The sequence below is a fragment of the Diaphorobacter sp. HDW4A genome, from assembly GCF_011305995.1.
GTDB lineage: Bacteria > Pseudomonadota > Gammaproteobacteria > Burkholderiales > Burkholderiaceae_C > Diaphorobacter_A.
The window spans coordinates 1752968-1779038 of record NZ_CP049910.1 but is presented as its reverse complement, the minus strand read 5'-3'; the positions used below and the strand labels follow the sequence as shown (position 1 = coordinate 1779038).

At 61.5% G+C, this 26071-nt stretch carries 24 protein-coding genes; 7 read left to right on the top strand and 17 right to left on the bottom strand.

The features are described 5' to 3' along the window. Positions 1–20: 20 nt before the first annotated feature. Positions 21–1514: a leucyl aminopeptidase gene (locus G7047_RS07980; RefSeq protein WP_166303245.1), complete on the bottom strand. Its 1494-nt coding sequence runs from the start codon at positions 1512–1514 to the stop codon at positions 21–23. A 23-nt stretch (positions 1515–1537) separates the two neighbouring features. On the opposite strand from G7047_RS07980, the gene lptF reads away from it, so the two are divergent. Genes lptF through G7047_RS07965 form a run of 3 tightly spaced genes read left to right on the top strand, consistent with a single transcriptional unit; the run spans position 1538 to position 4137 of the window. Then, the gene (gene lptF / locus G7047_RS07975; RefSeq protein WP_166303242.1) at positions 1538–2656 is read left to right on the top strand and encodes an LPS export ABC transporter permease LptF; all 1119 of its coding nucleotides are present in this window, start codon (positions 1538–1540) and stop codon (positions 2654–2656) included. Further along, positions 2653–3750: an LPS export ABC transporter permease LptG gene (gene lptG / locus G7047_RS07970; RefSeq protein ID WP_166303239.1), complete on the top strand. Its 1098-nt coding sequence runs from the start codon at positions 2653–2655 to the stop codon at positions 3748–3750. The genes lptF and lptG overlap by 4 nt, the downstream gene beginning before the upstream one ends. A gap of 12 nt (positions 3751–3762) precedes the next feature. Further along, a complete protein-coding gene (locus G7047_RS07965) occupies positions 3763–4137 on the top strand; it encodes a sirohydrochlorin chelatase (protein WP_166303236.1) in 375 nt (124 codons plus the stop codon). A gap of 7 nt (positions 4138–4144) precedes the next feature. On the opposite strand, the gene G7047_RS07960 is transcribed toward G7047_RS07965, so the two are convergent. The 5 genes from G7047_RS07960 to G7047_RS07940 form a co-directional block, all read right to left on the bottom strand. Beyond that, on the bottom strand, positions 4145–5557 hold the full coding sequence (locus tag G7047_RS07960) for a sulfite reductase subunit alpha (RefSeq protein ID WP_166303232.1): 1413 nt from the start codon (positions 5555–5557) through the stop codon (positions 4145–4147). Further along, complete coding sequence (locus G7047_RS07955; protein ID WP_205904741.1) at positions 5554–6642, bottom strand: FAD:protein FMN transferase; 1089 nt, start codon at positions 6640–6642, stop codon at positions 5554–5556. Before G7047_RS07955 ends, G7047_RS07960 begins: the two co-directional genes overlap by 4 nt. 3 nt (positions 6643–6645) lie before the next feature. Continuing rightward, a complete protein-coding gene (locus G7047_RS07950) occupies positions 6646–7446 on the bottom strand; it encodes a DUF4198 domain-containing protein (protein ID WP_166303229.1) in 801 nt (266 codons plus the stop codon). A gap of 63 nt (positions 7447–7509) precedes the next feature. Beyond that, positions 7510–8031, bottom strand: a complete 522-nt coding sequence (locus tag G7047_RS07945; protein ID WP_166303226.1) for a DUF2271 domain-containing protein — start codon at positions 8029–8031, stop codon at positions 7510–7512. 54 nt (positions 8032–8085) lie between these two features. Beyond that, entirely contained in the window at positions 8086–8739 is a 654-nt protein-coding gene (locus tag G7047_RS07940; RefSeq protein WP_166303223.1) for a PepSY-associated TM helix domain-containing protein, read from the bottom strand. Positions 8740–8979: 240 nt separating this feature from the next. Here G7047_RS07940 and G7047_RS07935 point away from each other — a divergent pair, with 240 nt between their 5' ends. After that, on the top strand, positions 8980–9921 hold the full coding sequence (locus G7047_RS07935) for a CysB family HTH-type transcriptional regulator (protein WP_166303220.1): 942 nt from the start codon (positions 8980–8982) through the stop codon (positions 9919–9921). A gap of 109 nt (positions 9922–10030) precedes the next feature. Further along, positions 10031–11203, top strand: a complete 1173-nt coding sequence (locus tag G7047_RS07930; RefSeq protein ID WP_166303217.1) for a pyridoxal phosphate-dependent aminotransferase — start codon at positions 10031–10033, stop codon at positions 11201–11203. Between the two features lie 80 nt (positions 11204–11283). Here G7047_RS07930 and G7047_RS07925 read toward each other — a convergent pair whose 3' ends face one another. From G7047_RS07925 to G7047_RS07885, 9 genes are all read right to left on the bottom strand, one after another. Next, positions 11284–11919 (bottom strand): response regulator transcription factor, encoded by a 636-nt coding sequence (locus G7047_RS07925; RefSeq protein ID WP_166303214.1) that lies wholly within the window; start codon positions 11917–11919, stop codon positions 11284–11286. Positions 11920–12966: 1047 nt separating this feature from the next. Next, the gene (locus G7047_RS07920; RefSeq protein WP_240939408.1) at positions 12967–13500 is read right to left on the bottom strand and encodes a MarR family winged helix-turn-helix transcriptional regulator; all 534 of its coding nucleotides are present in this window, start codon (positions 13498–13500) and stop codon (positions 12967–12969) included. 35 nt (positions 13501–13535) lie between these two features. Further along, complete coding sequence (locus G7047_RS07915) at positions 13536–14522, bottom strand: hydroxymethylglutaryl-CoA lyase (RefSeq protein ID WP_240939407.1); 987 nt, start codon at positions 14520–14522, stop codon at positions 13536–13538. Continuing rightward, positions 14519–16180 (bottom strand): AMP-binding protein, encoded by a 1662-nt coding sequence (locus tag G7047_RS07910; protein WP_240939406.1) that lies wholly within the window; start codon positions 16178–16180, stop codon positions 14519–14521. Before G7047_RS07910 ends, G7047_RS07915 begins: the two co-directional genes overlap by 4 nt. Beyond that, entirely contained in the window at positions 16164–16958 is a 795-nt protein-coding gene (locus G7047_RS07905; protein WP_166303208.1) for an enoyl-CoA hydratase/isomerase family protein, read from the bottom strand. Before G7047_RS07905 ends, G7047_RS07910 begins: the two co-directional genes overlap by 17 nt. Before the next feature lie 29 nt (positions 16959–16987). After that, on the bottom strand, positions 16988–17959 hold the full coding sequence (locus tag G7047_RS07900) for a tripartite tricarboxylate transporter substrate binding protein (RefSeq protein WP_166303204.1): 972 nt from the start codon (positions 17957–17959) through the stop codon (positions 16988–16990). Between the two features lie 54 nt (positions 17960–18013). Further along, positions 18014–19210 (bottom strand): CaiB/BaiF CoA-transferase family protein, encoded by a 1197-nt coding sequence (locus tag G7047_RS07895; RefSeq protein WP_166303201.1) that lies wholly within the window; start codon positions 19208–19210, stop codon positions 18014–18016. Positions 19211–19212: 2 nt separating this feature from the next. Continuing rightward, complete coding sequence (locus G7047_RS07890) at positions 19213–19947, bottom strand: enoyl-CoA hydratase/isomerase family protein (protein ID WP_166303198.1); 735 nt, start codon at positions 19945–19947, stop codon at positions 19213–19215. A gap of 57 nt (positions 19948–20004) precedes the next feature. Further along, a complete protein-coding gene (locus G7047_RS07885) occupies positions 20005–20961 on the bottom strand; it encodes a nitronate monooxygenase family protein (protein ID WP_166303196.1) in 957 nt (318 codons plus the stop codon). A gap of 187 nt (positions 20962–21148) precedes the next feature. On the opposite strand from G7047_RS07885, the gene G7047_RS07880 reads away from it, so the two are divergent. Together G7047_RS07880 and G7047_RS07875 are read left to right on the top strand one after the other, a co-directional pair. After that, a complete protein-coding gene (locus tag G7047_RS07880) occupies positions 21149–22375 on the top strand; it encodes a CaiB/BaiF CoA-transferase family protein (RefSeq protein WP_166303193.1) in 1227 nt (408 codons plus the stop codon). A gap of 38 nt (positions 22376–22413) precedes the next feature. Next, the gene (locus G7047_RS07875) at positions 22414–23391 is read left to right on the top strand and encodes a tripartite tricarboxylate transporter substrate binding protein (protein ID WP_166303190.1); all 978 of its coding nucleotides are present in this window, start codon (positions 22414–22416) and stop codon (positions 23389–23391) included. An 83-nt stretch (positions 23392–23474) separates the two neighbouring features. Here G7047_RS07875 and rng read toward each other — a convergent pair whose 3' ends face one another. Then, the gene (gene rng, locus G7047_RS07870; protein ID WP_166303187.1) at positions 23475–24965 is read right to left on the bottom strand and encodes a ribonuclease G; all 1491 of its coding nucleotides are present in this window, start codon (positions 24963–24965) and stop codon (positions 23475–23477) included. A 67-nt stretch (positions 24966–25032) separates the two neighbouring features. Beyond that, positions 25033–25860 (bottom strand): uroporphyrinogen-III C-methyltransferase, encoded by an 828-nt coding sequence (cobA, locus tag G7047_RS07865; RefSeq protein WP_166303184.1) that lies wholly within the window; start codon positions 25858–25860, stop codon positions 25033–25035. Positions 25861–26071: the final 211 nt, after the last annotated feature.

Genomic DNA, 26071 nt, shown 5'->3' with positions numbered 1-26071 from the left:
CGGGTATCCATCACGCCGAGTCACGCGGTCTTGCGGGCCACGGGCTTCTTGCGCGCTGGCTTAGGCGCTGGCTTGGAGCTGCCCGCCACATTGGCGAGATAGTGCATCAGCAAACCCACGGGACGACCCGTGGCGCCCTTGGCCGCCCCGCTCTTCCATGCGGTTCCGGCGATGTCCAGATGAGCCCACGGCATGCTGCCGGTGAAGCGCTGCAGGAACTTGGCCGCCGTGATCGCACCACCCGCGCGACCAGCCACGTTGGCCACGTCCGCGAAATTGCTGCGCAGACCTTCGCCGTATTCATCGTCGAGCGGCATGCGCCAGCACAGATCCTGCGCCGCGTCGCCCGCTGCCTGCAACTGAGCTGCAAGTGCGTCGTCGGACGCAAACAGGCCGCTGCGCTGGTTGCCCAACGCAATCACACAGGCACCCGTCAGCGTCGCGATGTCCACCAGCGCTTGCGGCTTGAAGCGCGCGGCGTAGGTGATCGCATCGCACAGGACCAGACGGCCTTCGGCGTCAGTGTTGAGGATTTCGATGGTCTGGCCGTTCATGCTGGTCACCACGTCGCCGGGTTTGACTGCCTTACCGTCAGGCATGTTCTCGCAGGCGGGAATCAGACCGACCACGTTGACGGCCGGACGCAGTTCCGCCAGCGCGGCGAACACGCCGAGCACGCTGGCCGCACCGCCCATGTCGAACTTCATTTCGTCCATCTCGGCCGCAGGCTTGAGCGAGATGCCACCGGTGTCGAACGTGATGCCCTTGCCGATCAGCACCACGGGCGCTTCGGACTTGGCCGCACCGTTGTAGCGCAGCTCGATGAAGCGCAGCTGTTCAGCCGAGCCCTGGGCCACCGCCAGGAACGCGCCCATGCCAAGCTTGGCAACTTCTGCCGGGCCGTGCACCTTGCAGGTGATGCCGGTCGTCGTCAGGCCCTTGGCGGCGTTGGCAAGCATGGTGGGAGTGGCGTGGTTGGCGGGGCGATTCGCCCATTCGCGCGCAAAACCCACGCCCTTGGCAACGGCGCAGGCCATGTCGAAAGCCGACTTGACCTTGGCCGAATCCTCCACGCCCACCACCAGACGGGCGAGCGCCACCGGCTCAGCCTTGGACTTGGTCGTCGTGTAGACGTAGCTCAGATCAGCGCAGCACTGCACGGCCGTCGCAACCGCTTCGCCCGATGCCTTGCCCGCAAAGACCACAACGGCCTTCTTGACCTTGGGGGATTTCAGGACATTTGCGACTGCGGCAAGCGCCAGACGCACGCTGCGCACGCTACCATCACCGGTTCCGGCCAGAATCACCCGACGCGCCGCCAGCAGTGGCGACGCATAGATCTGCAGATTCTTGCCCGCCTTGAGTTCGAGATCGCCCGATTTGAGTGCCTGCGCCAAAATGGCGGATACCGCATCCTTGCCGGGTTTCACGCCTTCTGGCACCAGCACGATGAGTGCATCGCATTTCTGGCTGGAAGCTGCAGATAAAGTGAGAGTGGTCAGTTCGAAGTTCATAATTGACGTTTTCCTTCGACACAATGTTATTCGATTCATCCATCCGCAAGGAGCTGGCACGCAGTTTTGGCGCGACGCTGGTGGTGCTTGTCACCATCGTCATGACCATGATGCTGATCCGCACCCTTGGTCAAGCCTCGCGCGGCAGCGTCAATCCACAGGACGTCATGCTGGTCATGGGCTATACCGTCCTCGGCCAGTTGCCCACCATTCTGAGCCTTTGCCTGTTCGTCGCCATCGTGGGGGTTCTCTCGCGCATGTACCGTGATAGCGAAATGGTCATCTGGTTCGCCAGCGGCCGTGGCCTCATGAGTCTGCTGCCACCGCTCTTGCGCTTCGCCTGGCCGGTGATGCTGGCGATTGCGGCCCTGTCGCTCGTCGTCTGGCCTTGGGCGAATCAACAGATCCAGGAACTCAAATCGCAGTATGAGCAGCGCAGCGACGTCGACCGCATCGCGCCCGGCCAGTTTCAGGAGTCGTCCAACGGCTCCCGCGTGTTCTTCATCGACCGTGACTCTCCCGATGCGACCTCGGCCAGCAACGTCTTCATCGCCACCAACGAGCCCACCAAGGAAACCGTGACCTCCGCCGAAAGCGCACGCCTCGAGGTGCGCAACGGTGACCGCATGGCTCTGCTGTTCAACGGCCAGCGCCTGGAGATGCCGCTGGGCAAACCCGGCCTGCGCGTGAGCGAGTTCCAGGAATACGGTACCCGCGTGGGTGACTCCCAGTCCGGCGGTATCGACGATGTGGCGCTCAAGACGCGCAGTACGCTGGAATTGGTCGGCTCGGCCATTCCCGCATTTCAGGGCGAACTGGGCTGGCGCGTTGGTCTCGCCTTTGCTGCGCTCAACTTTGTGGTGCTCGGCCTGGCCGTCGCCGTGGTCAATCCACGTGCCGGTCGCAGCAGCAGCATGGCGTTTGCGCTGTTTGCGTTCGTCGTCTACTACAACCTCATGACTGTCGGCCAAAGCTGGGTCGCGGCACAACGTATCGGAATGGTTTCCTTCATTGTCCTGCTGCACGGCAGCGCGTTTGCTCTGGCGCTGCTGCTGCTGACTGCACGCCACAACCAATGGTCGATCCGCTCGTTGTTCTCGGGCGGCCATACTGCAAGGACTGCAGCAAAGGGAGCTGCATGAAGACCATCCGCCGTTTCATCTACCGCGAGGTCATCGCGGGCGTGGGCTTTGTCACGCTGGCGTTTCTTGCGCTTTTCTTCTTCTTCGATCTCGTCGACGAGCTGCGCTGGATCAGCAAGAGCTACCAACTGATGCACGCCCTGCTCTATGTGACCCTGCGCGTGCCCCAGCATCTGTATGAATTGCTTCCCATCACGGTGCTCATTGGCACCATCTTCGTGATGGCACGACTCGCGCAGACCTCCGAATTCACCATCATGCGCACCAGCGGCCTCGGCCCTTGGCGGGCTCTCAGCACGCTGCTGATTCTCGGCAGCGCCTTTGTCGCGTTCACCTTTGTGATGGGTGACTACATCTCTCCGGTCAGCGAAAAGGCCGCCGAGTTGGTCAAAGCTCGGCGCATGGGACAGATCACCACCGGCGTCACCGGCGCGTGGCTCAAGGAACGTCAGGCCGACCACAGCTTTGCGGTGAACGTGCGCGCCATCGACACCCAAGGCGAAATGCGCAACGTGCGCATCTTCGAATTCGACGCCGATGGCTACACCGCATCGACCACACAGGCCGAGCGCGGACACTTCAACACCAACAACGACGGCTGGGTGCTCGAGAACGTGCGTCGCAGCGTGTTCCAGCGCAGCGCCAACGGCGACATGAACGTCGAGCGCACCGAAAAGCCCGAGTTCACTTGGAAGACCCGCATCACATCGAGCATGGTCGCCGCCGCCGTGCTCAAGCCGGACAAGATGTCCACGCTTGAGCTGTTCCAGTACACCCGCCATCTCGAGGCCAACGGCCAGTCCACCCAGCGCTACGACATCGAGTTCTGGCGCAAGGTCTTCTATCCACTGAGCTGTCTGGTGATGGTTGTGCTGTCGCTGCCGTTCGCCTATCTGCACTTCCGCTCGGGCGGCATCGCGGGCTATGTGTTCGGCGGGGTGATGGCCGGCATCAGCTTCTTCTTGCTCAACAACGTGTTCGGCTTTGCGGGCAATCTGCAGAACTGGTCGCCCATGCTCACGGCAGCCGCGCCGGGGTTGATCTACTCGTTGCTGTCACTCGCGGCCTTTGGCTGGCTGGTGCTCAGACGTTAGCGGACGAGCCACATGCCTGATACTGGCGTCATCCTGTTCGCCCACGGCTCGCGTGATCCGCAATGGCGGCTGCCCATCGAGGCGGTCGCCAGCCTGATTGCGTCGCAACGCAATGACGTGGCCGTCGCCTGTGCCTATCTTGAACTGACCGAGCCCGACCTGCCCTCCGTTGTCGCACGCTGGGCAGCAGAGGGCATCCACCAAATCAGCGTGATGCCCATGTTTCTGGGCGCGGGGCGCCATGCTCGCGAAGACCTGCCGCGCATGGTCCATGCGTTGCAGTTGCAACACCCCTCTCTGGAATTTCGACTTCAGACGCCGATTGGCGAAGACCCACGCCTCACCGCGCTGATGGCCCTGATCGCAGCGGATTCGGCAACGAACTGAGGCGCCTTCAATACACGTCGCGGCGATAGCGGCCCGACTGCGTGAGCGCCTGAACGCACTCACCCCCCAGAACCTGCTTGAGGGCAGCATGCACGCCCTGCCCCATGCCCTGCAGACTGCCGCAAACATAGATCGCCGCACCGCGCGCAACCCAGCGCTGGAGTTCATCGGCCTGCGCAACCAGCACATCCTGCACATAGGTCCTGCGCTCGCCATCGCGTGACCATGCACGATCCAGTCGCTCGATCTGCCCCGCACGCAGCCAGTGTTCGAGCTGCTCGCCGCAGATCGCATCATGCGCGGGACTGCGCTCGCCATAGACCAACCATTGCTCACCTCGCCCCGCAGCGATCCGCGCGCGGATGTGACTGAACAGCCCCGCGAGACCCGAGCCATTGCCGATCAGGATCAGAGGACGCTCTGTGTTGTCGCCCAGCCGGAAACTGCTGTGCTGACGCACGGTCAGAGGCAATTGATCGCCCGGCTTGATACCTCTGCAAAGCCAGCTTGAAGCCACGCCCGGTGTGCCATCCTCGCGCGTGCTTTGTCGCACCAGCATCTGTAAATGCCCGTCGGCCATGATGGAGGCGATCGAATAGTCGCGCGCATGCTCCGGATCTGTGGGCACACACAACGATGCGAGATCGCCCGATTGCCACTCAGGCAGCTCGCCGCCAGCCACCACCCAATCGAGCCGGTAGAGCGCCCCGCCTTCGCTACCGGGATTGAGCAAGCTGCGCGCTTTCAACGTGAACAGCGTGCTCGCGGGCGCGAGCAGCCAATCCTCGCGTGCCGACGCTGGTGGCTGCGATTCACCCGCGTCGCCGAGCCATTCTTGGGTCAACGTGTTGACCCGAGACTGCCAAGCCTGCAGCGTTGCACGATGCATGTTGTCGACGCAGACCAGCTCACTTGCGGCACCCTGCGCGAGCAACCATTGCTGAATCTGTTCGCCGAATGCGCAGAACTGCTTGTATTCATGATCACCGAGCGCAAGCACCTGTGTATCATGGTTCTTCAGGTCCACATCCTGCGGCAGCACCTGCTGCACAAACCGCAATGCGTGATCGGGCGCATCACCCTCACCCGTGGTCGAGACAATCCACAGGCTGCGCTCATGCGCCATCAGAATCTCTGTGTTCAGCCCATCGATGGGCAGTAACGTCACCCGCAGCCCGCTCTCGCGCAACATGCGCGTGGCCTCGCGGGCGATGCCCTCGGCCTGTCCCGTCTGGCTGGCATAGACCACCAGCACGGCCGGCCATTGCGACTGGCCCGCAGGCACGTCGTTGTCGCGCGAAATGTCGAGGCGTTTTTGCCGCGTTACCCATGCCACCCGCGCGCACAGCGCGGAGTAGGCGAACACCAGCCCCGCTGCACCCGCCCAACGCGCCGGAGAAACCACCCAATCAAGCATCATGTTGCGAATCGCGCCTTCCAAGTTGCCGTCATGCGCGGCGCTGCGTCATGTTCCTGGAACACCGCCGCCACATCGTTCGCATCGGCAAATGCCATGCCTTGCGCAGGCCCCAGCACCGTGAGCACCGTTGCCAGCGCATCGGCATGCATGCAGGCTTCGTGGTGAACGGTGACGCTCGCGAGCGCATGTGTGATCGGCCAGCCGTTGCGCGGATCGAGCGTGTGAGAATAGCGTTGGCCATCCGCAAAAAAATGATGCCACCAGTCGCCCGACGTGGCGAAGGCGGCGTTCTTCACGGCGACGACCAGCGGCTCGGTATCTGCATCGCCCTGACTGCCGAGCTGCACCTGCCATGCGCCGCCGCCGGGCTTCTCGCCCCAGCTTCGCAGCTCGCCGCCAATCTCGAACAGACCGCTGTCCCAGCCCGCTTCTTGAAGGCGCTGAACCACCCAATCCACCGCCAATCCCTTGGCAAGGCCGCAAAGATCGAGCTGCAGACCACCCGGTTGCCGCAAACGCATATCGCCAACCTGCCAAGCAAGCCGTTCATGGCCTGACATCGCAAGCAACGCCTCGATCTGAGCAGTTGAAGGCAGCTCTCCCGAATGCGACTTCAGCGGCTCAACGCGCGGGCCGAAGCCCCAGAGCGACACCAGCGCGCCCATCGTCGGATCGAGCGCACCGCCCGAGCGTTCGGCCCAGTGCATGGCCACGCTCAGCACCTGGGCGAACTCGGCGGGCAAGTCATGCCAACTGCCCGCAGGCGCACTATTGAAGCGTGAGATCACCGAATCGCGCTCCCAATTGCTCATCTGCGCAATGACCTCATCCAGCACAGACTGGATCAGCGCCTGCACCGGCTCAAGTGGGAGAAATTCAGGGTTAGGCAGATGAAGTGACCACGTGGTACCCATCGTCTGCCCGCTGAGCTTGTGAACACGCGAGTCCTGTTGATGTTGCATGATCGGCGCGCGCCAATGCTGCGCCGAAAAATCGGCGCGCGGCGCGCTGCCGCCAGCCACTTCAGTGGCCTTTGGCAGTCGCCAGACGCTGGCGTCGAAACGGACTCGCGGCGCTGTGCTCATCGATTAAGGCAGCACTTCCAAAGTTGCCACGTAACCCAGACGACGTTCGGTGGCCTTGGCGACCGTGGTCTTGTTGTCCTTCGCATCGGCGCTCAACCAGAACAGGCCGGCGCGCGGGAACTTCACCTTGAGCACGCCGTTCGCGTCGGTCTTGAGCTTGATCGGTTCCACGCCGTCGCGATAGCGGATGCCGTCGGCCACCAGTTCCACATCGAGGTCCGCAGCAGGCTTGCCGTCAAGCTGGAATTCAAACGTCGCCTCCTCGCTCGCCACCAGATCGTTGGGATGCGTCACAGGCTTGAGTTCAAGCCCCTTGCCGGTCAAAACCAGCGCGGAAGGCTTGCCCACCGACACGAAGGTCTCCATGCGGCGCACATTCTCGGTGATGTGCACCTCCTTGGCGTCTACAGGAATCTGCTTCGCGATTTCCTCGGCCGAGCCGCGCACGCGCTTGGGCTGTCCGTTGGCATCCTTGTAGCCACCCATCACGCCGTTCATCAGCATGGTCACGCGATAGGTGCCGGGCTTTTCGGGCTTGAAGTCGAACACGCTACGCAGCTCGCCCTTGTGGGCATTCTTCATCTCGACGGCTTCGCCATTTGGGCCTGTGACCTTCACGTTCTCGAGCCCGAGCGGGCGGTGGTTGAAGAAGAACACGTCGTTGGAAACCGCCGCGTCGATGGTTACCCAATCGGACTTGGAGAGCACCGTGCTCGATGGCTTGAACCAGAGGTCATGAGCCTGTGCGGACAGCGCGGCGAGCGCCAGAGTCGCGGCCACGAGGGCATGCTTCTTGAACTTCATTTTGGGAGGTCCCTTCTTTGCTATTTGAGACTGGTTTGAAATCTTGCAGGAGTAATTGAACGGTCAGGGCTTGAGATCAAGCTTGATCTGGCCAAGCTCGGCGCTGCCCTTGGCACTGAGGCTGGTGGCCTGCTTGGCGGGCCATTCGAACGGAATCGAGACCAGCTCGCGCCCGCCCACTTCGCGCGCGGCTTCGACCATCAGCTTGTATTGGCCGGGAGCAAGCTTGGGGAGAGGACTCTTGCCTTCAGCAAACGACAACGCATGGTTGCCTGCTGGCTTGGTTGGCTGGGTCACGCCGTCGATGGGAAAGGTAAGTTCGCGGCCGGTGCGGCGCCACCACTGGCGCATGTCCTTGAGCCACTTCGTGCCCTCGGCATCCTTCATCTTGGCGTCATACCAAACCGACAAATTGGCGGCCACGCCGCCGTCGGCCTTCTCCAGCCACACGGCCACATAAGGCTTGTGGTACTCGGCCACCTGCAACTGCGGAATGCCCACGGTCACATCGAGTCCGCCAGCGATCGCGGGCAAACCCACCACCGCACTCAGCGCCACCGAGCACTTGAAAATCCTCTTCGCCATCTTTGTACTTCCTTCAACAAAATTCGGTTTGCATGAAGCGACTGTCGAACCCGCTCAATGGATCAGCAGCAGCGCAAGCAGCGCCGGAATCACCAGTCCCAGACCCACCATCGGCCAGGTCAACGGACGCCGCTCGGAATGCATCTTCAAGATCAGCAGCCCGGTGAGGCAGAACACCAGACAGCCCACCGCGAACACGTCGAGGAACAGGCTCCAGGCACCACCCGTGTTGCGGCCCTTGTGCAGATCGTTGATGTAGGAGATCCAGCCACGGTCCGTGGATTCGTATTCCACCGCGCCCTCCTTCAAGTCCACGCGCAGCCATGCATCGCCGCCGGGGCGTGGCAGCGCCACATAGGCCTCGTCATCGTTCCACTCGACAGAACGGCCCGCGACATCGACCTTGATCTCGCTCCTGATGAAAGCATTCACCGGATCGGGAAAGGTGGGGCTCGCCGCCGATTTGTCCTGTTCCTTGAGGCTGGCCTGCACTGCCTGCAACTGCGCAAGCAATGGCTCTGGCATCTGGCCTTCGCGCGTTTCCACGCGCGGCTTGGACTCGATCTGCCCCGCATGATTCAAAGTGATGCCCGTGAAGGCGAAAAGCAGCATACCGATCAGGCAGATGGCCGAGCTGATCCAGTGCCACTCATGTAATTTTTTCAGCCAGTACGCTCGTTGCGAGCCCCCGGAAACAGCCGACTTCATGAAAAACCTTGGATAGACGTTCGCCGCAATGAGGTGTTTGTTGTTCTGCTCATCGGGATGGGTGAATTCTAAAAGTCAGAGCACGCAAATGCATCTCACTTTTATTTACTTTACCAAACCGACACATGACAGGAAGGCATCTGAACAGCGCATTCGGTAGTTTTGGCATAAAAACCGCCGCCCATATGCAACCAAAGAAGAATGACGCATAATAAAGACAGTCTTTAGCTGTATTCAGTTATGAACCTACACCAATTCCGCTTCGTTCAAGAAGCCGCCCGCCGTAATCTCAATCTCACCGAGGCCGCCAAGGCCCTGCACACCTCGCAACCCGGCGTGTCCAAGGCCATCATCGAACTGGAGGATGAGCTCGGCGTGGACATTTTTGCGCGCCACGGCAAGCGCCTCAAGCGGGTGACCGAGCCGGGCCAGCATGTGCTGAAAAGCATCGAGCTCATCATGCGCGAGGTCACCAACCTCAAGCGCATCGGCGAGCAGTACAGCGCGCAGGACAGTGGCACACTCTCCATCGCCACCACCCACACGCAGGCGCGCTATGTGCTCCCGCTGCCCGTCGCCAAGCTGCGCGAGTCTTACCCCAAGGTCAACATCAGCCTGCACCAGGCCACGCCCCACGAAGTGGCGCGCATGGTGATCGACGAAGTGGCCGAGATCGGCATGGCGACCGAATCGCTCGCCGACTACCCCGACCTCGTGACCCTGCCCTGCTATGAATGGCAGCACGTGCTGGTCATGCCGAGCAACCATCCGCTCGCCCAGCGCGAACGCATCGGCCTTGAAGACATCGCTCACGAGCCGCTCGTGACCTACCACCCCTCCTTCACCGGACGCGGCAAGATCGACGCCGCCTTCGCCACCCGCAAGCTGCAGCCGCGCATTGTGCTCGAAGCCATAGACTCCGACGTGATCAAGACCTATGTGCGCCTTGGTATGGGCATCGGTATCGTCGCCGAAATGGCCATGCGCGACGACCCGGTCGGCGACCTCGTCGTGCGCCCCATGGGCCATCTGTTCGGCCAGAACGTGGCGCGCGTCGCGTTCAAGCGCGGCGCCTATCTGCGCAACTTCATCTACAAGTTCGCCGAACTGCTGAGCGACCGCCTGAGCCGCGACCTCGTAATGCGCGCCATGGTCGGCAACGTCAACGACTACGAGCTCTAAGAACGTGTTTGCGATCTCCACGCGGGCTTGCAGGCCCGGCCTCGCGCTGAGATAGCGCACACGTTCCAAAGCGGATACCGCTTCCCCACGGATCTAAAATTCACGCGTCATGACAAGCCACAACAGCGCGCCGCGCACCCCTACCTTCCCGAGCCGCCTACCCAACGTGGGCACCACGATCTTCACCGTGATGTCGGCGCTCGCCGCCGAACACAAGGCCGTCAACCTCGGCCAGGGCTTTCCGGATTTCGCCTGTGACTCCAAGCTCGTCGACGCCGTCAACGACGCCATGCGTGCAGGCCACAACCAGTACCCACCCATGCCCGGCGTGGCCGTGCTGCGCGAGGCCATGTCGCAGAAGTACCAGGCCCTGCACAACCGCCACTACGATGCCAACACCGAAATCACGGTGACGGCCGGTGCGACCCAGGCCATCCTCACCGCAGTGCTGGCTTGCGTGCAGCCGGGCGACGAAGCCATCGTGCTGGAGCCCTGCTACGACAGCTACGTGCCCAACATCGAGACCGCCGGAGGCAAGGTCGTGCGTGTGCCGCTCACGCCCGGCACCTTCCGCCCCGACTTCGACAAGATCGCAGCCGCCATCACGCCGCGCACGCGCCTGTTGATCATCAACTCGCCGCACAACCCCAGCGGCACCATCTGGACCGATGCCGAAATGCGCCAGCTCGAAGAGCTGCTCACGCCCACCGACATCCTGCTGATCAGCGACGAGGTCTACGAACACATGGTGTTCGACGGCCAACAGCACCAAAGCGCCGCGCGTTTTGCGGGCCTCGCCGCGCGCGCCTTTATTGTCTCGAGCTTCGGCAAGACCTACCATGTCACCGGCTGGAAGATCGGCACTGTGGCCGCGCCTGCGGCCCTCACTGCCGAGTTCCGCAAGGTCCACCAGTTCAACGTGTTTACCGTGAACACGCCCATGCAGTACGGCATCGCGAGCTACATGCAGGACCCGGCGCCCTACCTGCAGCTCTCCGCCTTCTACCAGGCCAAGCGCGACCTGTTCCGCGAAGGCCTCAAGGACTCGCGCTTCAAGCTCCTGCCCAGCCAGGGCAGTTACTTCCAGTGCGTGGACATCTCGGGCATCAGCGATCTGAGCGAGGCAGACTTCTGCCAATGGCTCACCCGCGAAATCGGCGTGGCTGCCATTCCGCTGTCCGCCTTCTATGTCGAGAAGTTTGACCAGCGCGTCGTGCGCTTTTGCTTCGCGAAAAAGGACGAGACGCTGCGTGCCGCGCTCGAGCGGCTGCGCAAGCTGTGAACAGGGTGACGATGACCCTTGCCTCCGTCATCAACCGCGCTTCGGCGCGGTTTTTTTGCTTCTGACCGCTCTGCCTCAGCTCAGAACAAGTTGGCGTTCAAACAGAACTCCATGAGCAACTGATCCGTCGCGATGTCGAGCTTGCGCATGACGGAGCGCTTCTGCGTGCTCACGGTCTTGATGCTGCGGTTCAGGTCGGCAGCAATTGTCTTGAGCGGCAGGCCGCGCGAGAACTGGCGCAACACCTCCAGCTCACGCGGAGAAATCGAATGCAGGTTCTTCGTGAACATGCGCAAGTCCTCCCGGTTGATGCCGGGCGGGTAATACACCCCGCCATCGACGATGCGATTGAGCGCCAACCCGAGCTCCGACAGCTCGTGATTTTTCAACACGACGGCGGCGACCCCGTAGTCGTAGAGTGAAAAAACCATCGATGGATTGACGCAGTCCGAGTACACGACAAAGCGCCTGCCCGAGAAATTGCGCAGCAAATATTTTATGTAACGAACCCCATCACCGTACATGCCGTCATCAGGCATGGTGAAGTCCGTGATGACAATATCTACCGCCACTTCCTCCCTCAGAAATCGAATCAGCTCAGTGGAACTTTTAAGCGTAGTTATCACTGTGAATCTTGAATCCTGCTGAATCAAATTTCCCAGGGCATAAAGCACTGTGGGATGGTCATCTGCTATGGCCACGCGTATCTTATTCATATCGTCATTTATTTGAATCAGTTTACAAACAGGCAGCAACCACAACGTTAAACACGTAAATTAACCGTTGCAGCCAAAAGCAACAAAGAATAGCGATGCCAACTTCAAAAATCAGTTAACCGATTTGCAAATGCCACTAGATTGATTTACATCCAATCAAACCAAAAGTCACAAGCCATCACTTGAATCAGGCAATAGCAAGAACCCCAGCACTTCACATCAACAGCAATCACACTCAGCAGTTCAACTATTCAACTTTTAACAATGATTCAAAAATCGACCCAACGATATTTTCTTACCACTACGTTCAATATTTTAAAAATCTATCACGGCAATAGAAAATATTTAACAACAGAGCAAGCAAGAGAGAATTAAACCGCTCTTGAATCACCGAAGTTATTAATACAAAAGACATAATTTCAATCAATATAATAATCACACACTTTAAAGACAGAAACCATTTTTCACAAATTTACCACCCTCAAAAACTCTCAATAGCAGATACCGAAACAGGAGTGCAAATCACAGCACTCAAACTCACTCAATACAAGGCAAAATCAAACGCTCATGCCAAAAACAATCATTCACGCACAGATACATATCAACCATACTTTAAATAACACAAAACCATTCGAAATCAATTACCCATTTCTCGTGTGACACATCAAACAAGCATCCCCAAGGCCATTTGCAAAAAAATAGCCACACATGCATCACTCCAACATGCGAAGACTCTCTTTACGAATCGAGTGACTGACCTGTCTATACCGATCGAAAAGAGATGCCAGACAAAGACTGCAGCGAAAGCAGGCCCTATGGCGTGAATTGCCTATGCCCCAGGCCGCCCGAACCCGTGCAAGCATGTGTCGATTTGCTTGATCCAGGGAGGGCAGTGACAAGAGTGGACGGCAATGCAATTTCAGAACAGCAGAACAATGCATTGTTCTGAGTTACCAGCATCTCTAGCGCCAAACAAATTCGCTCAGAAAAAATGGAGCCAAAGGCTCCATTGATCATGATTCAGTTGTAGCGGCGAAACGCGCAGGTTCAATCTGCCGCTATCGGGGTACCGGGTTTGCGCCTGCGCTTTGTTTCCTGCGCGCGGTATTTCGCCAACGTGACATGAGCGTGATCGGTCAGCAGATTGAGCGCCCGATCGAACACCTCGCGCTCCTGAGCACTCAGCACCGACAACAATTCGTCATTGCGTTTGACGGCCTTGGGAAACACCTTGCGGTAGAGTTGCTTGCCCTTCGTTGTAAGGCTCAATTGGACGCCTCGCCCGTCCAACGCGTCGGAATCACGCTGCAGCAGACCGCGGTCGATCAGCAGCGTCACCGCGCGGCTTGCGAGGCTCTTGTCGATGTTTACCTCGCGCGCCAATCCCTGCAGTGACATAGGTGCATAAGCCCCCAGCATGCCCAGAATGCGCCACTCACGCGGATCGAGATCGAAATCGCGTTGATTGGACTCCGCCGCCAACCGACTCCAGTGGCTTGCGAGCATGTTCAGCCGAAAGGAAACCAGCTCCTTGAAATGGTGAGCAGTCGGCTGGTGGAGCGCGTCAGTGGTCGGATTCACGTCGTTTTTTGGCATGTGGCAAGTATAGAAAAATATCAGTGCTCCAGCCGCAACGGATTGAGGCCGCTACGGGAAACTCGACCATGTAGCTGGCGCCCGAGCGCCGCCTCGCACAACTCCACTGTTTCAAGCAGCGCATCCATGTCGATGCCGGTTGAAACGCCCATATTCTCGAACAGATCGATCAGGTCCTCGCTGCTCACATTGCCCGTGTGCCCGCCGCCGTATTTCACCTTGGTCGGGTGACCACCGACACCGCCGATGGCGCAGTCGAAATGCGTCACGCCCGCATCCAGCGCAGCCACATAGTTCACCAATCCAGTGCCGCGCGTGTCATGGAAATGCGCGATGGGCGTGACATCGGGATAGGCCGCACGCATACGACGAAACAAGTCGGCGGCCACGCGCGGCGTCGCGGTGCCCGTGGTGTCACCAAGGGTCACGTAGCGCACCCCGGCGTCACGGAATCGCCCCACATCGGTCAGCACGCTGTCAAGATTCACCGCCCCTTCAAAGGGGCAGCCGAACGCCATCGAGATGGTGCCGATGAGTCGAAAGCGCTCCGCAGCCGCCGACGCCATGTCGGCAATATTGAGCCATTGGTCGCTGCGGGTGCGCGCCAGGTTCTTCAGCGAATGCGTGTCAGTGGCGGACACCAGCAGGCTGATCTCATTGGCCCCAAAGCCCGCTTCGACATCGGCCAGCGCACGCTCCACCGCACGCACGTTGGCGCAGGTGGCCTTGTAGAACACGCCGGGGCGACGCGGCAGCTCCCTGAGGAGCTCGGACGCATCCGCGAACTGCGGAATCACCTTAGGGTTGGAGTACGAAGTCGCCTCCACGCGCGCAAAGCCCAGCTCGGCGAAGCGCCGTACCAGGTCGACCTTGGTGGCGGTCGGCACTATGGCACTCTCATGCTGCAGACCATCGCGTGCAAAGCATTCGCACAGCACAACGTCGCGATCGTCGTGACCATCGATATCGGAATTTTCCCGCGTTGCATCGTTGTTCGTGTTCATCATGAGGCCACCGTGTCCGCACCAATATTCCAGAGCCGAATCGCATGCTCGCGCAACTTGTTCTTCTGCACCTTGCTGCTGCCTGTCATGCCGATGTGCTCAAAACTCTCCACCAGATCGATGTATCGCGGCACCTTGAAGTTGGCGCACTTCGCTTTGCACCACGCCACCAGCTCCTCACCCGTTGCCTGTTGCCCCGGTTTGAGTAACACGAACGCACCCGTGACTTCGCCCAGCCGCGCATCCGGTACACCAATCACCTGTGCCTGCTGCACGGCGGGGTGCGCATGCAGCACCTCTTCGACCTCGGCGGGGGCCACGTTCTCGCCGCCCACGCGGTACATGTCCTTGAGGCGGCCCACCATGCGCATGCGGCCATCGCCACGCTGCTCGCCCATGTCGCCGGTGCGCAGCCAGCCGTCGGCGGTAATAGCCTTGGCCGTGGCCTCAGGCATCTGGTAGTAGCCGCGCATCACGTTCCAGCCACGCACCTGAATCTCGCCCTGGCCTTCACCGGGCGCAACCACCTGGCCGCTGGCTTCGTCCACAAGACGGACCTCGACGCCCGGATGCGCCCGCATGAAGCCATCGCGCCGCAACTCGAACGCGTCGTCGCGATCACTGAGCAGCACGTTGGGCGAGGCTTCGGACTGTCCGTAGGCATTGCACACATGGGGCACGCGCATGGCGTCGTGGATCTTCTGCATGACCTCAGGCCCAGCTGCTGCCCAACCGCCCTTGAGATGCAGACGCGCCGGATCAAAATCGGGATGGCCCATGAGCATCAGAAAGATGGTGTCGTTGCCCGAGGTCAGCGTGCAGCGCTCGATTTCCAACGTCTTGAGCGCCTCGGCCACATCGAACTTAGGCATGCTGAGCAGGCAGCAGCCCGAGACCAGCGACACCAACACCGACAGCGTGCTGCCCGCCACGTGAAAGAACGGACGGATGCTGAAATACCGGTCCTCGGGCGTCACGCCCATGCGCCGCGCGACGCAGGCTGCATCGCCGAGCATGTTGGCGTGGCTCAGCATCACGCCCTTGGGGAAAGAGGTGGTGCCCGAGGTGAACTGCATCAGCAGCAGATCTTGCGGCTGCACCTGCTGCGCAAGAGCGTCGATCTGTGCATCGCTCACCGGCCTGCCGTTGGCGAGAAACGCGTCAAACGACTGCGCGCCCGCAGGTACGACCGGTGCGCCCACCGTCACCACCCTACGCAGCAGCGGCAACGCATTGCCAGGCAATTGGCCGTCCACGGCGGGCTCGACCTGCCGCACCAGCGCGGTGAAGTCGATGCCCAGAAACCGGTCCGCATGGATGAGCAGTTGTACGTCCGCCTGCCGCAGACAAAAGGCCAGCTCCTCGCTCTTGAATCGCGTGTTCACCGGCACGGCCACCGCACCGATGGTGGCGCAGGCGAAGAATGCGGCGATCCAGTCCACCGAGTTGCCGAGCATCAGTCCCACGTGGTCGCCTTTGACAATGCCCGAGGCATGCAGCGCGGCGGCGATGCTGCGGCTCTTGCTCGCGAGATCGCGCCAGACAATGCGCTCGCCCGGGCCCACATAGGCCTCCTCATCGCCCCGGCGCTGCACGGTGTCCGCCAGCATCTGAGCGAGCGTGACGGGGATCGGAATCAGGCGTTCATCCAGCAACTGCATGGTCGTCCTCCGCACTCTTCTTGCCAAAGCCTGCAATCGCCTTTTGCCAATCGCTGTTGCGCAGATTTTCCTGAATCGCGAGCAGCTCCACCGCCATTGCGCCTTCGCGCGTGGTGTCGAGACCCTCGTCAATGCTGCGCTTGGTCAGGCGCACCGTCACCGGATTTGCGGCGGCAATCAGTTGGGCCATCTCGGCGACCTTGGCATCGAGCTCGTCCACGGCATACACATGATTCACGAGCCCGAGGGCGTGCGCCTCCTCGGCCCCTACGACGCGCCCGGTGAACAGCAACTCCTTGGCCATGCGCCGACCGACAATGCGCGGCAGGCGCTGCGTCGCGCCCACGGTGCCCCAGCCCACCTCTGGATACTTGAAAGCGGCAGAAGTACTGGCGAGGATGAAGTCGCAGGACGCGATGATCTCGCAGCCAGAACCATATGCCGGGCCATGCACCACAGCAATCACCGGCTTGGACATGGCTTCGATGGCCGCATAGGCCGTGAAGCCATTGACGCGACGCGCCACCATCTCAGCAGGACTCATGCCCTGCCGCTCCTTAAGATCAGCGCCCGCGCAGAACGCAACGCCCTCGCCGCGCACCACGATCACGCGCACCTCGTCGGCGTGATCCAGCCATTGAAACGCCGCGATCAATTCATGGCACATCACCACATTCAGCGCATTGCGGCTTTCGGGCCGAGCGAGCCACAGCGTGGCCACGCCCTCTTCCTGCTCAAGGCGCAGGGTCGTGAATTCGGGACTTGTTGCTGTCTGCATATTTGAAATCTCTGTCATCACATCTACCCTCAATCCTGCAGCTTCATGGCGGTGGCCCTCACCAGCTCGGCCAGACGCTTGCCATCCGCGCGCACATAGTCAGTCGCCTGGGCCTTCACCTGTGACAGGCTTTCGGCATTCTGTGCGGCCAGCAACTTTTTGAATTCCGGCTTGGCCTGCACAGCCTGCAGAGCAGTCGCCAGCTTGTCCACCACTGCCGCCGGTGTTTTGGCGGGCACGGCCAGCGAATACCAACTGCCGGTCTCCAAGCGAGGAATACCCGCCTCGGCAAAGGTCGGTACATCGGGCAGATCGGGCGAGCGCTTGCTGCCGCCATAAGCCAGCGCGCGCAAGCGGTTCGCCTTGATGAACGGAAGCACCGCCGACACGTTGAGAAAGCCCACCTGCGCGGTGCCAGCCACCAGATCCGTTGCGGCCGGTGCAGCGCCCTTGTAGGGCACATGCACCACATCGACGCCCACTGCATGCTTGAACATCTCCGCGCCGATGTGCGGCGAACTACCCATGCCGGCCGAGGCATAGCTGAGTCTGCCCGGCTGCGACTTGGCCAGCGCGATGAATTCCTTGAGATTTTGCGCGGACACGGAGGGATGCACGGTCAGCACGTTCGGTACATTGGCCACCATGCCGACGAACTCAAAATCCGCGATACCGTCATACGGCACCTTGGTCGCAAGCGGCGTCACCGTGTGCGCAGCCGCCGTGCCCAGCAGCAGCGTATAACCATCGGAAGCGGCCTTGGCCACGTAGGCCGTGCCGATGGAAGCACCGCCACCCGCCTTGTTCTCCACGATGATCGACTGACCCAGCACATCGCCCAGCTCCTTGGCAAGCGCGCGGCCCAGCAGATCGGCCGGACCTCCGACCGCATACGGATTGACCAGCGTGATGGGTCGCGAGGGATACGCGGCTTGCGCCCACGCACCCGTCGCCATCAATGCCAAAGTGCTGCCGATCAGCGCACGACGAAATTTCTGCATTTTGTCTCCTTGCATGCGACCTTTTCGGCCGCGTCTTTCATATTCAAACGTCAGTCAGATTGCGCCATCCGCGCGCAGACTCGCGAGCTGTTCCTCTCCAAGTGCAAGCTTCTCGCGCAGCACCTCGTCGGTGTGTTCACCGAGCAGCGGCGGGCGCTGCACCTCTGGATCGTCGAAGCCGTCAAAGCGGAACGGAACACGCATGCCGCGAAAGCTGCCGATCTGCGGATGGTCGAACTCCACCACCATGCCGCGCGCGGCCACATGCTCGTTGGCGATCACCTCATCGACCTGCAGAATCGGCCCAGCCGGAACGCCCACCGCATCGCACCGGCGACACAGCTCGTCGCGGTCGACGCGGCCAATGGCAACCTGCAGACCGGTCATCACCTCCTCACGCCGCGCGAGGCGATCCGCGTTCTTCGCGAGCGCCAGCTCCGCACCCCAAGCCTCGAGCCCCAGCAGGTTGCAAAGCGGCGTCCAATGCTGATCGCTGCCAGTGATCTGCACCCACTTGCCATCGCCGCAGACAAACGCAGCCGACGGAATACGCCCCGGATGTTCGGTGCCCAAGCGCGCAGGCACCTCACCCAAAGCAAACCAGCGCGCCGCCGCCAACGACAGCAGCCCTACTTGCCCATCGAACATCGAGAAATCGACTTGACTGCCCTTGCCCGTCTTCGCCCGCCCGGTGAGTGCCGTGAGCACAGCGATCGTCACCCAGAGCCCCGAACTCAGATCGGCCACCGGCAACCCCGGTTTGACTGGACCGCCACCGCGCTCGCCCGTCAAGCTCATGATGCCCGCCATGGCCTGGAAGACGGTGTCGTAGCCCTTGCGCTTGGCATACGGCCCCGTCATGCCGAAGCCAGTGCAGCTCACGTAGACCAGCCGCTCGTTCATCGCGCTCATCGCGGCGTAATCAAGCCCGTATTTGGCAAGCGTGCCAACGGGAAAATTCTCGAGCACCACATCGGCCTTCGTCGCCAACTGGCGCACGACCTCCTGCCCCTGTGGCGAACGCAGGTTGACGGTGATCGAGCGCTTGCTGCGATTGAAGGCCATGTAGTAGGCCGACACAGCGCCTGCATCGCCGTTCACCATGGGCTCGAACGAGCGGGTCTCGTCACCCGAGCCGGGCTGCTCGACCTTGATGACCTCGGCGCCCAGTTCGGCCAGAATCATCGAGGCGAATGGGCATGCCAGCACGCGCGACAGATCCAGAATGGTGATGCCTTCCAGAGGTCGCATGCTCAGCCTCCCTTTGCTTTGCGAAAGCCGCGCATCATCACGTTGGCATCGCGCCCTACGTCAAGCGCTGGCCCCAACGCGAGATCGGCCACGCGGTGAAAACTGCGTTTGGTGGTCGCCATCGCGAGCGGGTTCCAACCTGCCACGGTCTGCGCCATGGCCACCGCCACGTCGAGCACCTCGCCATCGGGCGCCACGCGGTTGCACAGCCCCAGCGCCTTGGCACCAGCGCCGTCCAAGGGCTCGGCGAGCGCCACCAGTTCGAATGCCTGCTTGCGACCGACCTGCCGCACCAGATTGGCCATGACCACGGCGGCCACGATGCCGTGCTTGAGCTCGGGATAGCCGAAGCGCACGGTTTCCGACATCACCGCCATGTCACACGCGATGGCCAGCCCCGCACCACCTCCGAGCGCATTGCCGCGCACGGCCGATATCACCGGCTTGTTCATCTGCGAGAACACCAGATGCAGTGCCGTCGTCAGATCAGCGCGCGCAGTCACCGCCTGCGGATCTTCGGGCGTGAGCGCCGAAAACTCCGTGGTGTCCGCACCGGCGCAGAACGACTTGCCCGCGCCCGTGAGCACCACGGCGTTGATGGCCGCGTCACGGTCGGCTGCGCGCAGTGCGTCCAGCAGTTCGTGCGTCAGCACGGTGTTGAGCGCGTTGTGCTTTTCAGGCCGGTTCAGGGTAAGAATGCGAACCGCGCTGCGGTCCTCGATCAACAGATGTTGCATGGTGATTTTTTCTTGAGAGGAGAGGTGTGTCGGGTATGTGCCAAGCGGCTCTGATCTTCAACCGTCAAGCTCCATGGAACGCAATCGCCCACTGGCCTCGGCCAGTTCGCGCACGAGTTCTTCGACGACCTGTGCGGCCGGTGCAAGGCGTGAGACCAGCCCGGCCGACTGACCAAGCTCGACCTTGCCCCACGCCACGTCGCCGTCGAGCGCCGCCTGCTTGAGCGTGCTCTTCTTGAACAGCGCGTCGTATTCCTCCTGCGAAAGCTGATCGCGTTCGGCATCGAAGATCGCCTGCGCAAACGCATTGCGCAACCCGCGCACCGGCAGGTTTCTACGCCCTATCAGCGCGGTCTCGTGTACATCGGCGGCGAGCACGGCGGCCTTGTAGTTGTCGTGCACGCCCGCCTCGTTCGTGAGCAGAAAACGTGTGCCCAGCTGCACCGCATCCGCGCCGAGCGCGAGCAACGCCGCAATGCCAAAGCCGTCCGCCACGCCTCCACCCGCGATCACGGGAATCGACACCTCCTGCAGCACGCGGCGCACGGTGACCAAGGTGCTCACCTCGTTGGCCGGAGGATGCCCTCCTGCTTCACCGCCGACGACAACCAGCGCGTCAACACCCGCATCGGCCGCTTTTTTTGCGTGCTCCAGCGTGGATACCACCTGAATCCAGACTGCGCCGTATTCGCGAAAGCGTTCCAGATGTGCCTTGGGCCCGCCTTGGGATGCGATGACCACAGGCACCTTGCGCGCAGCCATGGCGTCGAGCAGTTCTGCGGCCTGCGGGCGATAGAGCGGAATGTTCACCGCATAGGGGTTTTCCGTGGCCGCCGCCAGCCCATCCAGCGTGCGAACGAAGTCATCCACCCGCAGCGGCCCCGCAGCCAGCACGCCAAGCGCCCCGGCATTTGACACCGCCGCAGGCAGCGCCACGTTCGATGAAGCCCAGCTCATTCCTGCCTGAATGATGGGGTGGCGTATGCCAAGCAAACGCGTGATCCGGGTGGCCATGGAGTCTCCGTGAATTACAAAGTAGTTGAAACTTTAAACTACTTTCCAGAGAACGACAACTACAAAAAATAAAATTCTTTGCACCCATTCATTCAGAATTTCTCCAATGAAATTCATTCAACTGATTGACCAATGAAACTATATAGTGGAAAAATGCAACTTATTTTCAACTAATCCGAGAGCAGCCATGCAAGCCAGCAAACTTCCTCTTGCAGGTGTGCGCGTCGTCGATCTCACATCTGCCGTCGTAGGCCCGTACGCCACGCAGGTGCTCGCCGACTATGGTGCCGACGTCATCAAGGTCGAAGAGAAATCGGGCGACGTCATCCGCTGGATATCCGGACGCTCGCCCACGCCCGGCATGTCAGGCAAGTTCATGCACATGAACCGCAACAAGCGCAGTGTGTCGCTCGACCTCAAGCAAGCCGCTGGCCGCGAGGCGCTGCTGCGGCTGATCGACACCGCCGACGTCTTTCTGCACAACATGCGCACCGCCGCCATCGACCGACTACTACTGGACGCCGCCAGCCTTCACGCGCGCAATCCACGCCTCTTGTATTGCGCGGTGGTTGGTTTCGGAAGCGGTGGCCGGTATGCGGGACGCCCCGCCTATGACTCCATCCTGCAAGGCGGCACGGCGCTCTCGAGCCTGTTGATCGACGCATCGGGCGAACCGCGCTACGTGCCCTATGTGGTGATCGACCGCACCGCTGGCCTCATGGTGGCGCACGCATTGCTTGCCGCACTGTTTGCGCGCGAGCGCGACGACGCGGGTCGCATGATCGAGGTGCCGATGTTCGAGAGCTACGCCGCATTGCTGCTCAGCGAGCACCTGAATGGCCACAGTTTCGAGCCTCCCACTGGGCCGCTGGGTGATCAGCGTTTGCTCGACGCCAATGCGCGGCCCGTTCGCACACGTGACGGCCATGTCTGCATCACCACCAATACCGATGCACAGGTACGCCAGCTCTTCGAAGCCTTGGGCCGACCGGATCTGGCCATGGACCCGCGCTTTGCGACATCGCTCGCCCGCATCGATCACATCAGGGAATTCTTCGCGCAGCGTGCCGAATTGCTGGCGCAACGCGACACCGAAGAGGTGATCTCTGCGCTGCTCGCTCACGACATTCCTTGCATGCCATGCCACACGCTCGAAACGCTGCTCGCAGATCCGCATCTGAATGACGTCGGCCTGATCGAGCCTTCACAACATCCCACCCAGGGAAGCATCCGCCAACTGCGGCCCACCATGTCCATGACGGGTTTCCAGCCCTCAACACGCCTGCCCGCGCCCCACATCGGCCAGCACACGACCAGCTTGCTTGCCGAACTGGGCTACACGCCGGAGGAAATCAACGCGCTTTACTCTAGCGGTGCGGCATTCACCGCTGCGGACGCACCGGTCGAGCCATGACACAGCAGCCTTCACGACAATTCACCGCGAGCCCCACCATGCACATCCTTTGTCGCAGACAGTTCCTTCAAACCGCAGCGCTCATCGCGCTGCTGCCCATGACAAGCCGCGCTGCCGCTTGGCCCGACAAACCGTTGCGTCTGGTCGTCGGCTTCGCACCGGGCGGTGGCAGTGACTTCGTGGCACGGGCGCTCGCCCAATCTATCTCCAGGCCACTCGGACAGCAGGTCATCGTCGACAACCGCCCCGGCGCCGGAGGTGCCATCGCATCGCGCCTGGTAGCCACGTCCGATGCCGATGGCCACACACTGCTGCTGGGCAGTGCGGCCAATTTCGTCATCAATCCGGTGCTCATGCCCAACCTGCCCTATGACGCCGACAAGGACTTCACGCCCGTAGGCGCGGTCGCGCGCTTCGGCTACGTGCTTCTCGCGCGCAAGGGCTTGCCCTACAAGCAATTGGCTGACGTCATTGCCCACGCGCGTCAACGTCCAGGCGAACTGACCATCGGCTCAGCCGGCAATGGCTCCAACACCCATCTCGCCGCAGCAGCCTTTCAACGCGCCGCGTCGATCCAACTGCGCCACATCCCCTACAAAGGCACCACCCCCGCGCTGACAGATCTGGCCGGCGGCAACATCGATCTGCTGTTCGATTCTGTGCCGACCGTGCTCGGGCAGGTGAAGGCAGGTGCGCTCAACGCGCTCGCCACCACCGGCGCGGAACGCGAATCCGTACTGCCCCAATTGCCCACCATGCGCGAAGCTGGACTGCCCGGCTTCGTCGCCAGCAACTGGTTCGCCGTGTTTGCTCCAGCGCGCACGCCACCCGATGTCGTGGCGCGCCTCAACGCCGTCATGCAGGAGGCCCTGAACGGAGCTGCGCTGACCGTGCAACTCCAGAACAGCGGCAACGTCCCGCTGCGCGGCAGCAGCGCCGCTCTGGCTCAGTTGGTCAAGGACGAGCGCGCGTCGTACGCAAAGCTCATCAAGGAATCAAACATCACCGTCGATTGACTGTCGCAAAAGAACGTCGCGAAAAGCAAAGACAGAAAAGCCTCAAGCTCTGATCGACACTCTGTCTGGCCTGCCGCAGCTTCTCACATCAGCACAATGTCGTACTGCTCTTGCGCCATATCGTTTTCCGAATGCAGCGAGATCGGCTTGCCGATGAAGTCCGACAGCCCGGCCAGATGCTGGCTTTCCTCATCGAGAAACAGTTCGACCACCTTGGCTGAGGCGATCACGCGGAATTCCTTGGGATTGAACTGGCGGGCTTCGCGCAGGAGTTCTCGCAGGATCTCGTAGCAGATCGTGCGCGAAGTTTTGACCTGCCCGACGCCCTGGCAGGTGGGGCATGGCTCGCAGAGCATGTGGGCCAGCGATTCGCGGGTGCGCTTGCGGGTCATCTCAACGAGGCCGAGTTGTGAGAAGGTGCCAACCATGGTTTTCACGCGGTCGCGCGAGAGCTGTTTGCGGAATTCGCTGAGCACCTGACCCTGATGCTCTTCGCGCACCATGTCGATGAAGTCGACGATGACAATGCCGCCCAGATTGCGCAGGCGCAGCTGACGCGCGATGGCGCCTGCGGCTTCGAGGTTGGTCTTGAAGATGGTGTCGTCGAAATTACGCGCACCCACATAGCCGCCGGTGTTCACGTCGATGGTGGTGAGCGCCTCGGTCTGGTCGACGATCAGGTAGCCGCCGGACTTCAGATCCACCCGTTTTCCTAGCGCCTTCGCCACATCCTCGTCGATGGAGTACAGGTCAAAGATCGGCCGCTCCATCTTGTAGAGCTGCAACTTGGCCGCTGCGGCGGGCATGAACTCCTTGCCGAAGTCCTGCATCACGGCGAACTGCTCACGCGAATCGATGCGGATCGATTGCGTGTGCTCGCTCACCAGATCGCGCAGCACGCGCTGCAGCAGATTCAAATCCTGATAGAGCAGGCTCTTGGGTGGCTGGCGCAGCGCGGCTTCGCGGATGCCGCTCCAGGTCTTGCGCAGATAGGCGATGTCCTCGGCCAGCTCTTCGTCGGTCGCATCCTCGCCGTTGGTGCGCAGGATGAAGCCGCCACCGCCGCCCGTGGACTTGTCGCCCACCAGCGCCTGTAGCCGGTTGCGCAGGGCCTCGCGTTCGTTGAGCGGAATCTTCTGCGACACGCCGACGTGGTCGTCCTGCGGCAGAAACACCAGCAGGCGCCCCGCAATGCTGACCTGCGTGGATAGGCGCGCGCCCTTGGTGCCGATGGGGTCCTTGATGACCTGCACCATCAGCGCCTGGCCTTCGAAGACCTGTTTTTCGATGGGCACCAGCGGCTCGGTCTTGTTGCGCATGGCCATGGGCGGCTCGCCGCCCTCGTTGCGTTGCCAGACATCGGCCACGTGCAGAAAGGCCGCACGTTCAAGGCCGATGTCGATAAAGGCGGACTGCATGCCGGGCAGCACGCGCGAGACCTTGCCTAAGTAGATGTTGCCGACCAGGCCGCGTTCCAGCGTGCGCTCGACGTGCAGTTCCTGAACCGCTCCGTGCTCCACCACCGCGACGCGGGTTTCCTGTGGCGACCAGTTGATGAGAATGTCTTGTTGCATTGGGCTTTTCGGAATTTGGCATCCATGATGCCTCAATCCGGTAACCTTTAGCAGCGAGAACGCGACTTCAGCCCTCCGTCAACGAGGTCGGCGCTTGCATGGCCCCGGCCAGGACCGGCTGCAGGCTCACCACCTCGCCCACAATGATCAGGGCTGGCGGCTTCACCTGATGCTCTGCCGCGAGCGCCGTCAGGGTCTTCAACGTGCCGCAGATGCAACGCTGGGTGGGCAGGCTCGCCTGCTCCACCAGCGCCGCCGGCATACTGCCCGGCAGGCCATGGTTTTGCAGCTCGCGGCAGATCACCGGCAGGTTGGCGATGCCCATGTAGAACACCACGGTCTGGCGCGGCCTTGCCAGTGCTTCCCAGTCCAGCTCGGCATCGTGCTCGCCACGCAGATGGCCGGTGGCATAGACCAGCGTCGCGGCATGATCGCGGTGGGTGAGCGGAATGCCCGCATAGGCCCCGGCCCCCTGCGCCGCCGAAATGCCCGGAATCACCTCGAACGGAATACCAGCCAGCGCCAGCGCCTGCGCCTCTTCGCCACCCCGGCCGAAGATGAAGCCGTCGCCGCCCTTGAGCCGCACCACGTTCCGGCCGCTCAGGGCCAGACGCACCATCAGGTCGATGATGTCCTCCTGCGGCATAGTGTGGTGGCCCGCGTGCTTGCCCACGTAGATCAGATCGGCCTCGTCGCCCGCAAAGCGCAGCACCTCTTTGCTCACCAATTGGTCGTAGAGTACCAGCCGCGCACCGCGCAAGGCCTTCACCGCGCGCAGGGTGAGGAGTTCCGGGTCGCCCGGCCCCGAGCCCACCAGCGTGACCTTGCCGGGGCATGTGCCACCAGGTCCCTGCGGCGCGCACGCCTTGCGGATTGCATCTTCGACCATGTTCATCGCAGCCTCTTTTCTGTGGGTTTCAGTGCCTAAGAGCATGTTCAAGCCTTGCCCCAATTGCCTCCTTAAACCAGTTCAAGGACATCTATTCACCTGCGCGCGACGATGAATCCACTCGCTAAGAACCCTCCAACTGATTTGGTCGAGACATCGATCCGATTCATGCGGTGGGCAATGACAAGAGGGACTGGACAGCGACCTCGCGAGATGA

Excerpts from the sequence above, each read along its gene's own strand:
- G7047_RS07980 (WP_166303245.1), bottom strand. The coding sequence starts at position 1,514 with ATGAACTTCGAACTGACCACTCTCACTTTATCTGCAGCTTCCAGCCAG.
- lptF (WP_166303242.1), top strand. The coding sequence starts at position 1,538 with ATGTTATTCGATTCATCCATCCGCAAGGAGCTGGCACGCAGTTTTGGC.
- lptG (WP_166303239.1), top strand. The coding sequence starts at position 2,653 with ATGAAGACCATCCGCCGTTTCATCTACCGCGAGGTCATCGCGGGCGTG.
- G7047_RS07965 (WP_166303236.1), top strand. The coding sequence starts at position 3,763 with ATGCCTGATACTGGCGTCATCCTGTTCGCCCACGGCTCGCGTGATCCG.
- G7047_RS07960 (WP_166303232.1), bottom strand. The coding sequence starts at position 5,557 with ATGATGCTTGATTGGGTGGTTTCTCCGGCGCGTTGGGCGGGTGCAGCG.
- G7047_RS07955 (WP_205904741.1), bottom strand. The coding sequence starts at position 6,642 with ATGAGCACAGCGCCGCGAGTCCGTTTCGACGCCAGCGTCTGGCGACTG.
- G7047_RS07950 (WP_166303229.1), bottom strand. The coding sequence starts at position 7,446 with ATGAAGTTCAAGAAGCATGCCCTCGTGGCCGCGACTCTGGCGCTCGCC.
- G7047_RS07945 (WP_166303226.1), bottom strand. The coding sequence starts at position 8,031 with ATGGCGAAGAGGATTTTCAAGTGCTCGGTGGCGCTGAGTGCGGTGGTG.
- G7047_RS07940 (WP_166303223.1), bottom strand. The coding sequence starts at position 8,739 with ATGAAGTCGGCTGTTTCCGGGGGCTCGCAACGAGCGTACTGGCTGAAA.
- G7047_RS07935 (WP_166303220.1), top strand. The coding sequence starts at position 8,980 with ATGAACCTACACCAATTCCGCTTCGTTCAAGAAGCCGCCCGCCGTAAT.
- G7047_RS07930 (WP_166303217.1), top strand. The coding sequence starts at position 10,031 with ATGACAAGCCACAACAGCGCGCCGCGCACCCCTACCTTCCCGAGCCGC.
- G7047_RS07925 (WP_166303214.1), bottom strand. The coding sequence starts at position 11,919 with ATGAATAAGATACGCGTGGCCATAGCAGATGACCATCCCACAGTGCTT.
- G7047_RS07915 (WP_240939407.1), bottom strand. The coding sequence starts at position 14,522 with ATGATGAACACGAACAACGATGCAACGCGGGAAAATTCCGATATCGAT.
- G7047_RS07910 (WP_240939406.1), bottom strand. The coding sequence starts at position 16,180 with ATGCAGTTGCTGGATGAACGCCTGATTCCGATCCCCGTCACGCTCGCT.
- G7047_RS07905 (WP_166303208.1), bottom strand. The coding sequence starts at position 16,958 with ATGCAGACAGCAACAAGTCCCGAATTCACGACCCTGCGCCTTGAGCAG.
- G7047_RS07900 (WP_166303204.1), bottom strand. The coding sequence starts at position 17,959 with ATGCAGAAATTTCGTCGTGCGCTGATCGGCAGCACTTTGGCATTGATG.
- G7047_RS07895 (WP_166303201.1), bottom strand. The coding sequence starts at position 19,210 with ATGCGACCTCTGGAAGGCATCACCATTCTGGATCTGTCGCGCGTGCTG.
- G7047_RS07890 (WP_166303198.1), bottom strand. The coding sequence starts at position 19,947 with ATGCAACATCTGTTGATCGAGGACCGCAGCGCGGTTCGCATTCTTACC.
- G7047_RS07885 (WP_166303196.1), bottom strand. The coding sequence starts at position 20,961 with ATGGCCACCCGGATCACGCGTTTGCTTGGCATACGCCACCCCATCATT.
- G7047_RS07880 (WP_166303193.1), top strand. The coding sequence starts at position 21,149 with ATGCAAGCCAGCAAACTTCCTCTTGCAGGTGTGCGCGTCGTCGATCTC.
- G7047_RS07875 (WP_166303190.1), top strand. The coding sequence starts at position 22,414 with ATGCACATCCTTTGTCGCAGACAGTTCCTTCAAACCGCAGCGCTCATC.
- rng (WP_166303187.1), bottom strand. The coding sequence starts at position 24,965 with ATGCAACAAGACATTCTCATCAACTGGTCGCCACAGGAAACCCGCGTC.
- cobA (WP_166303184.1), bottom strand. The coding sequence starts at position 25,860 with ATGAACATGGTCGAAGATGCAATCCGCAAGGCGTGCGCGCCGCAGGGA.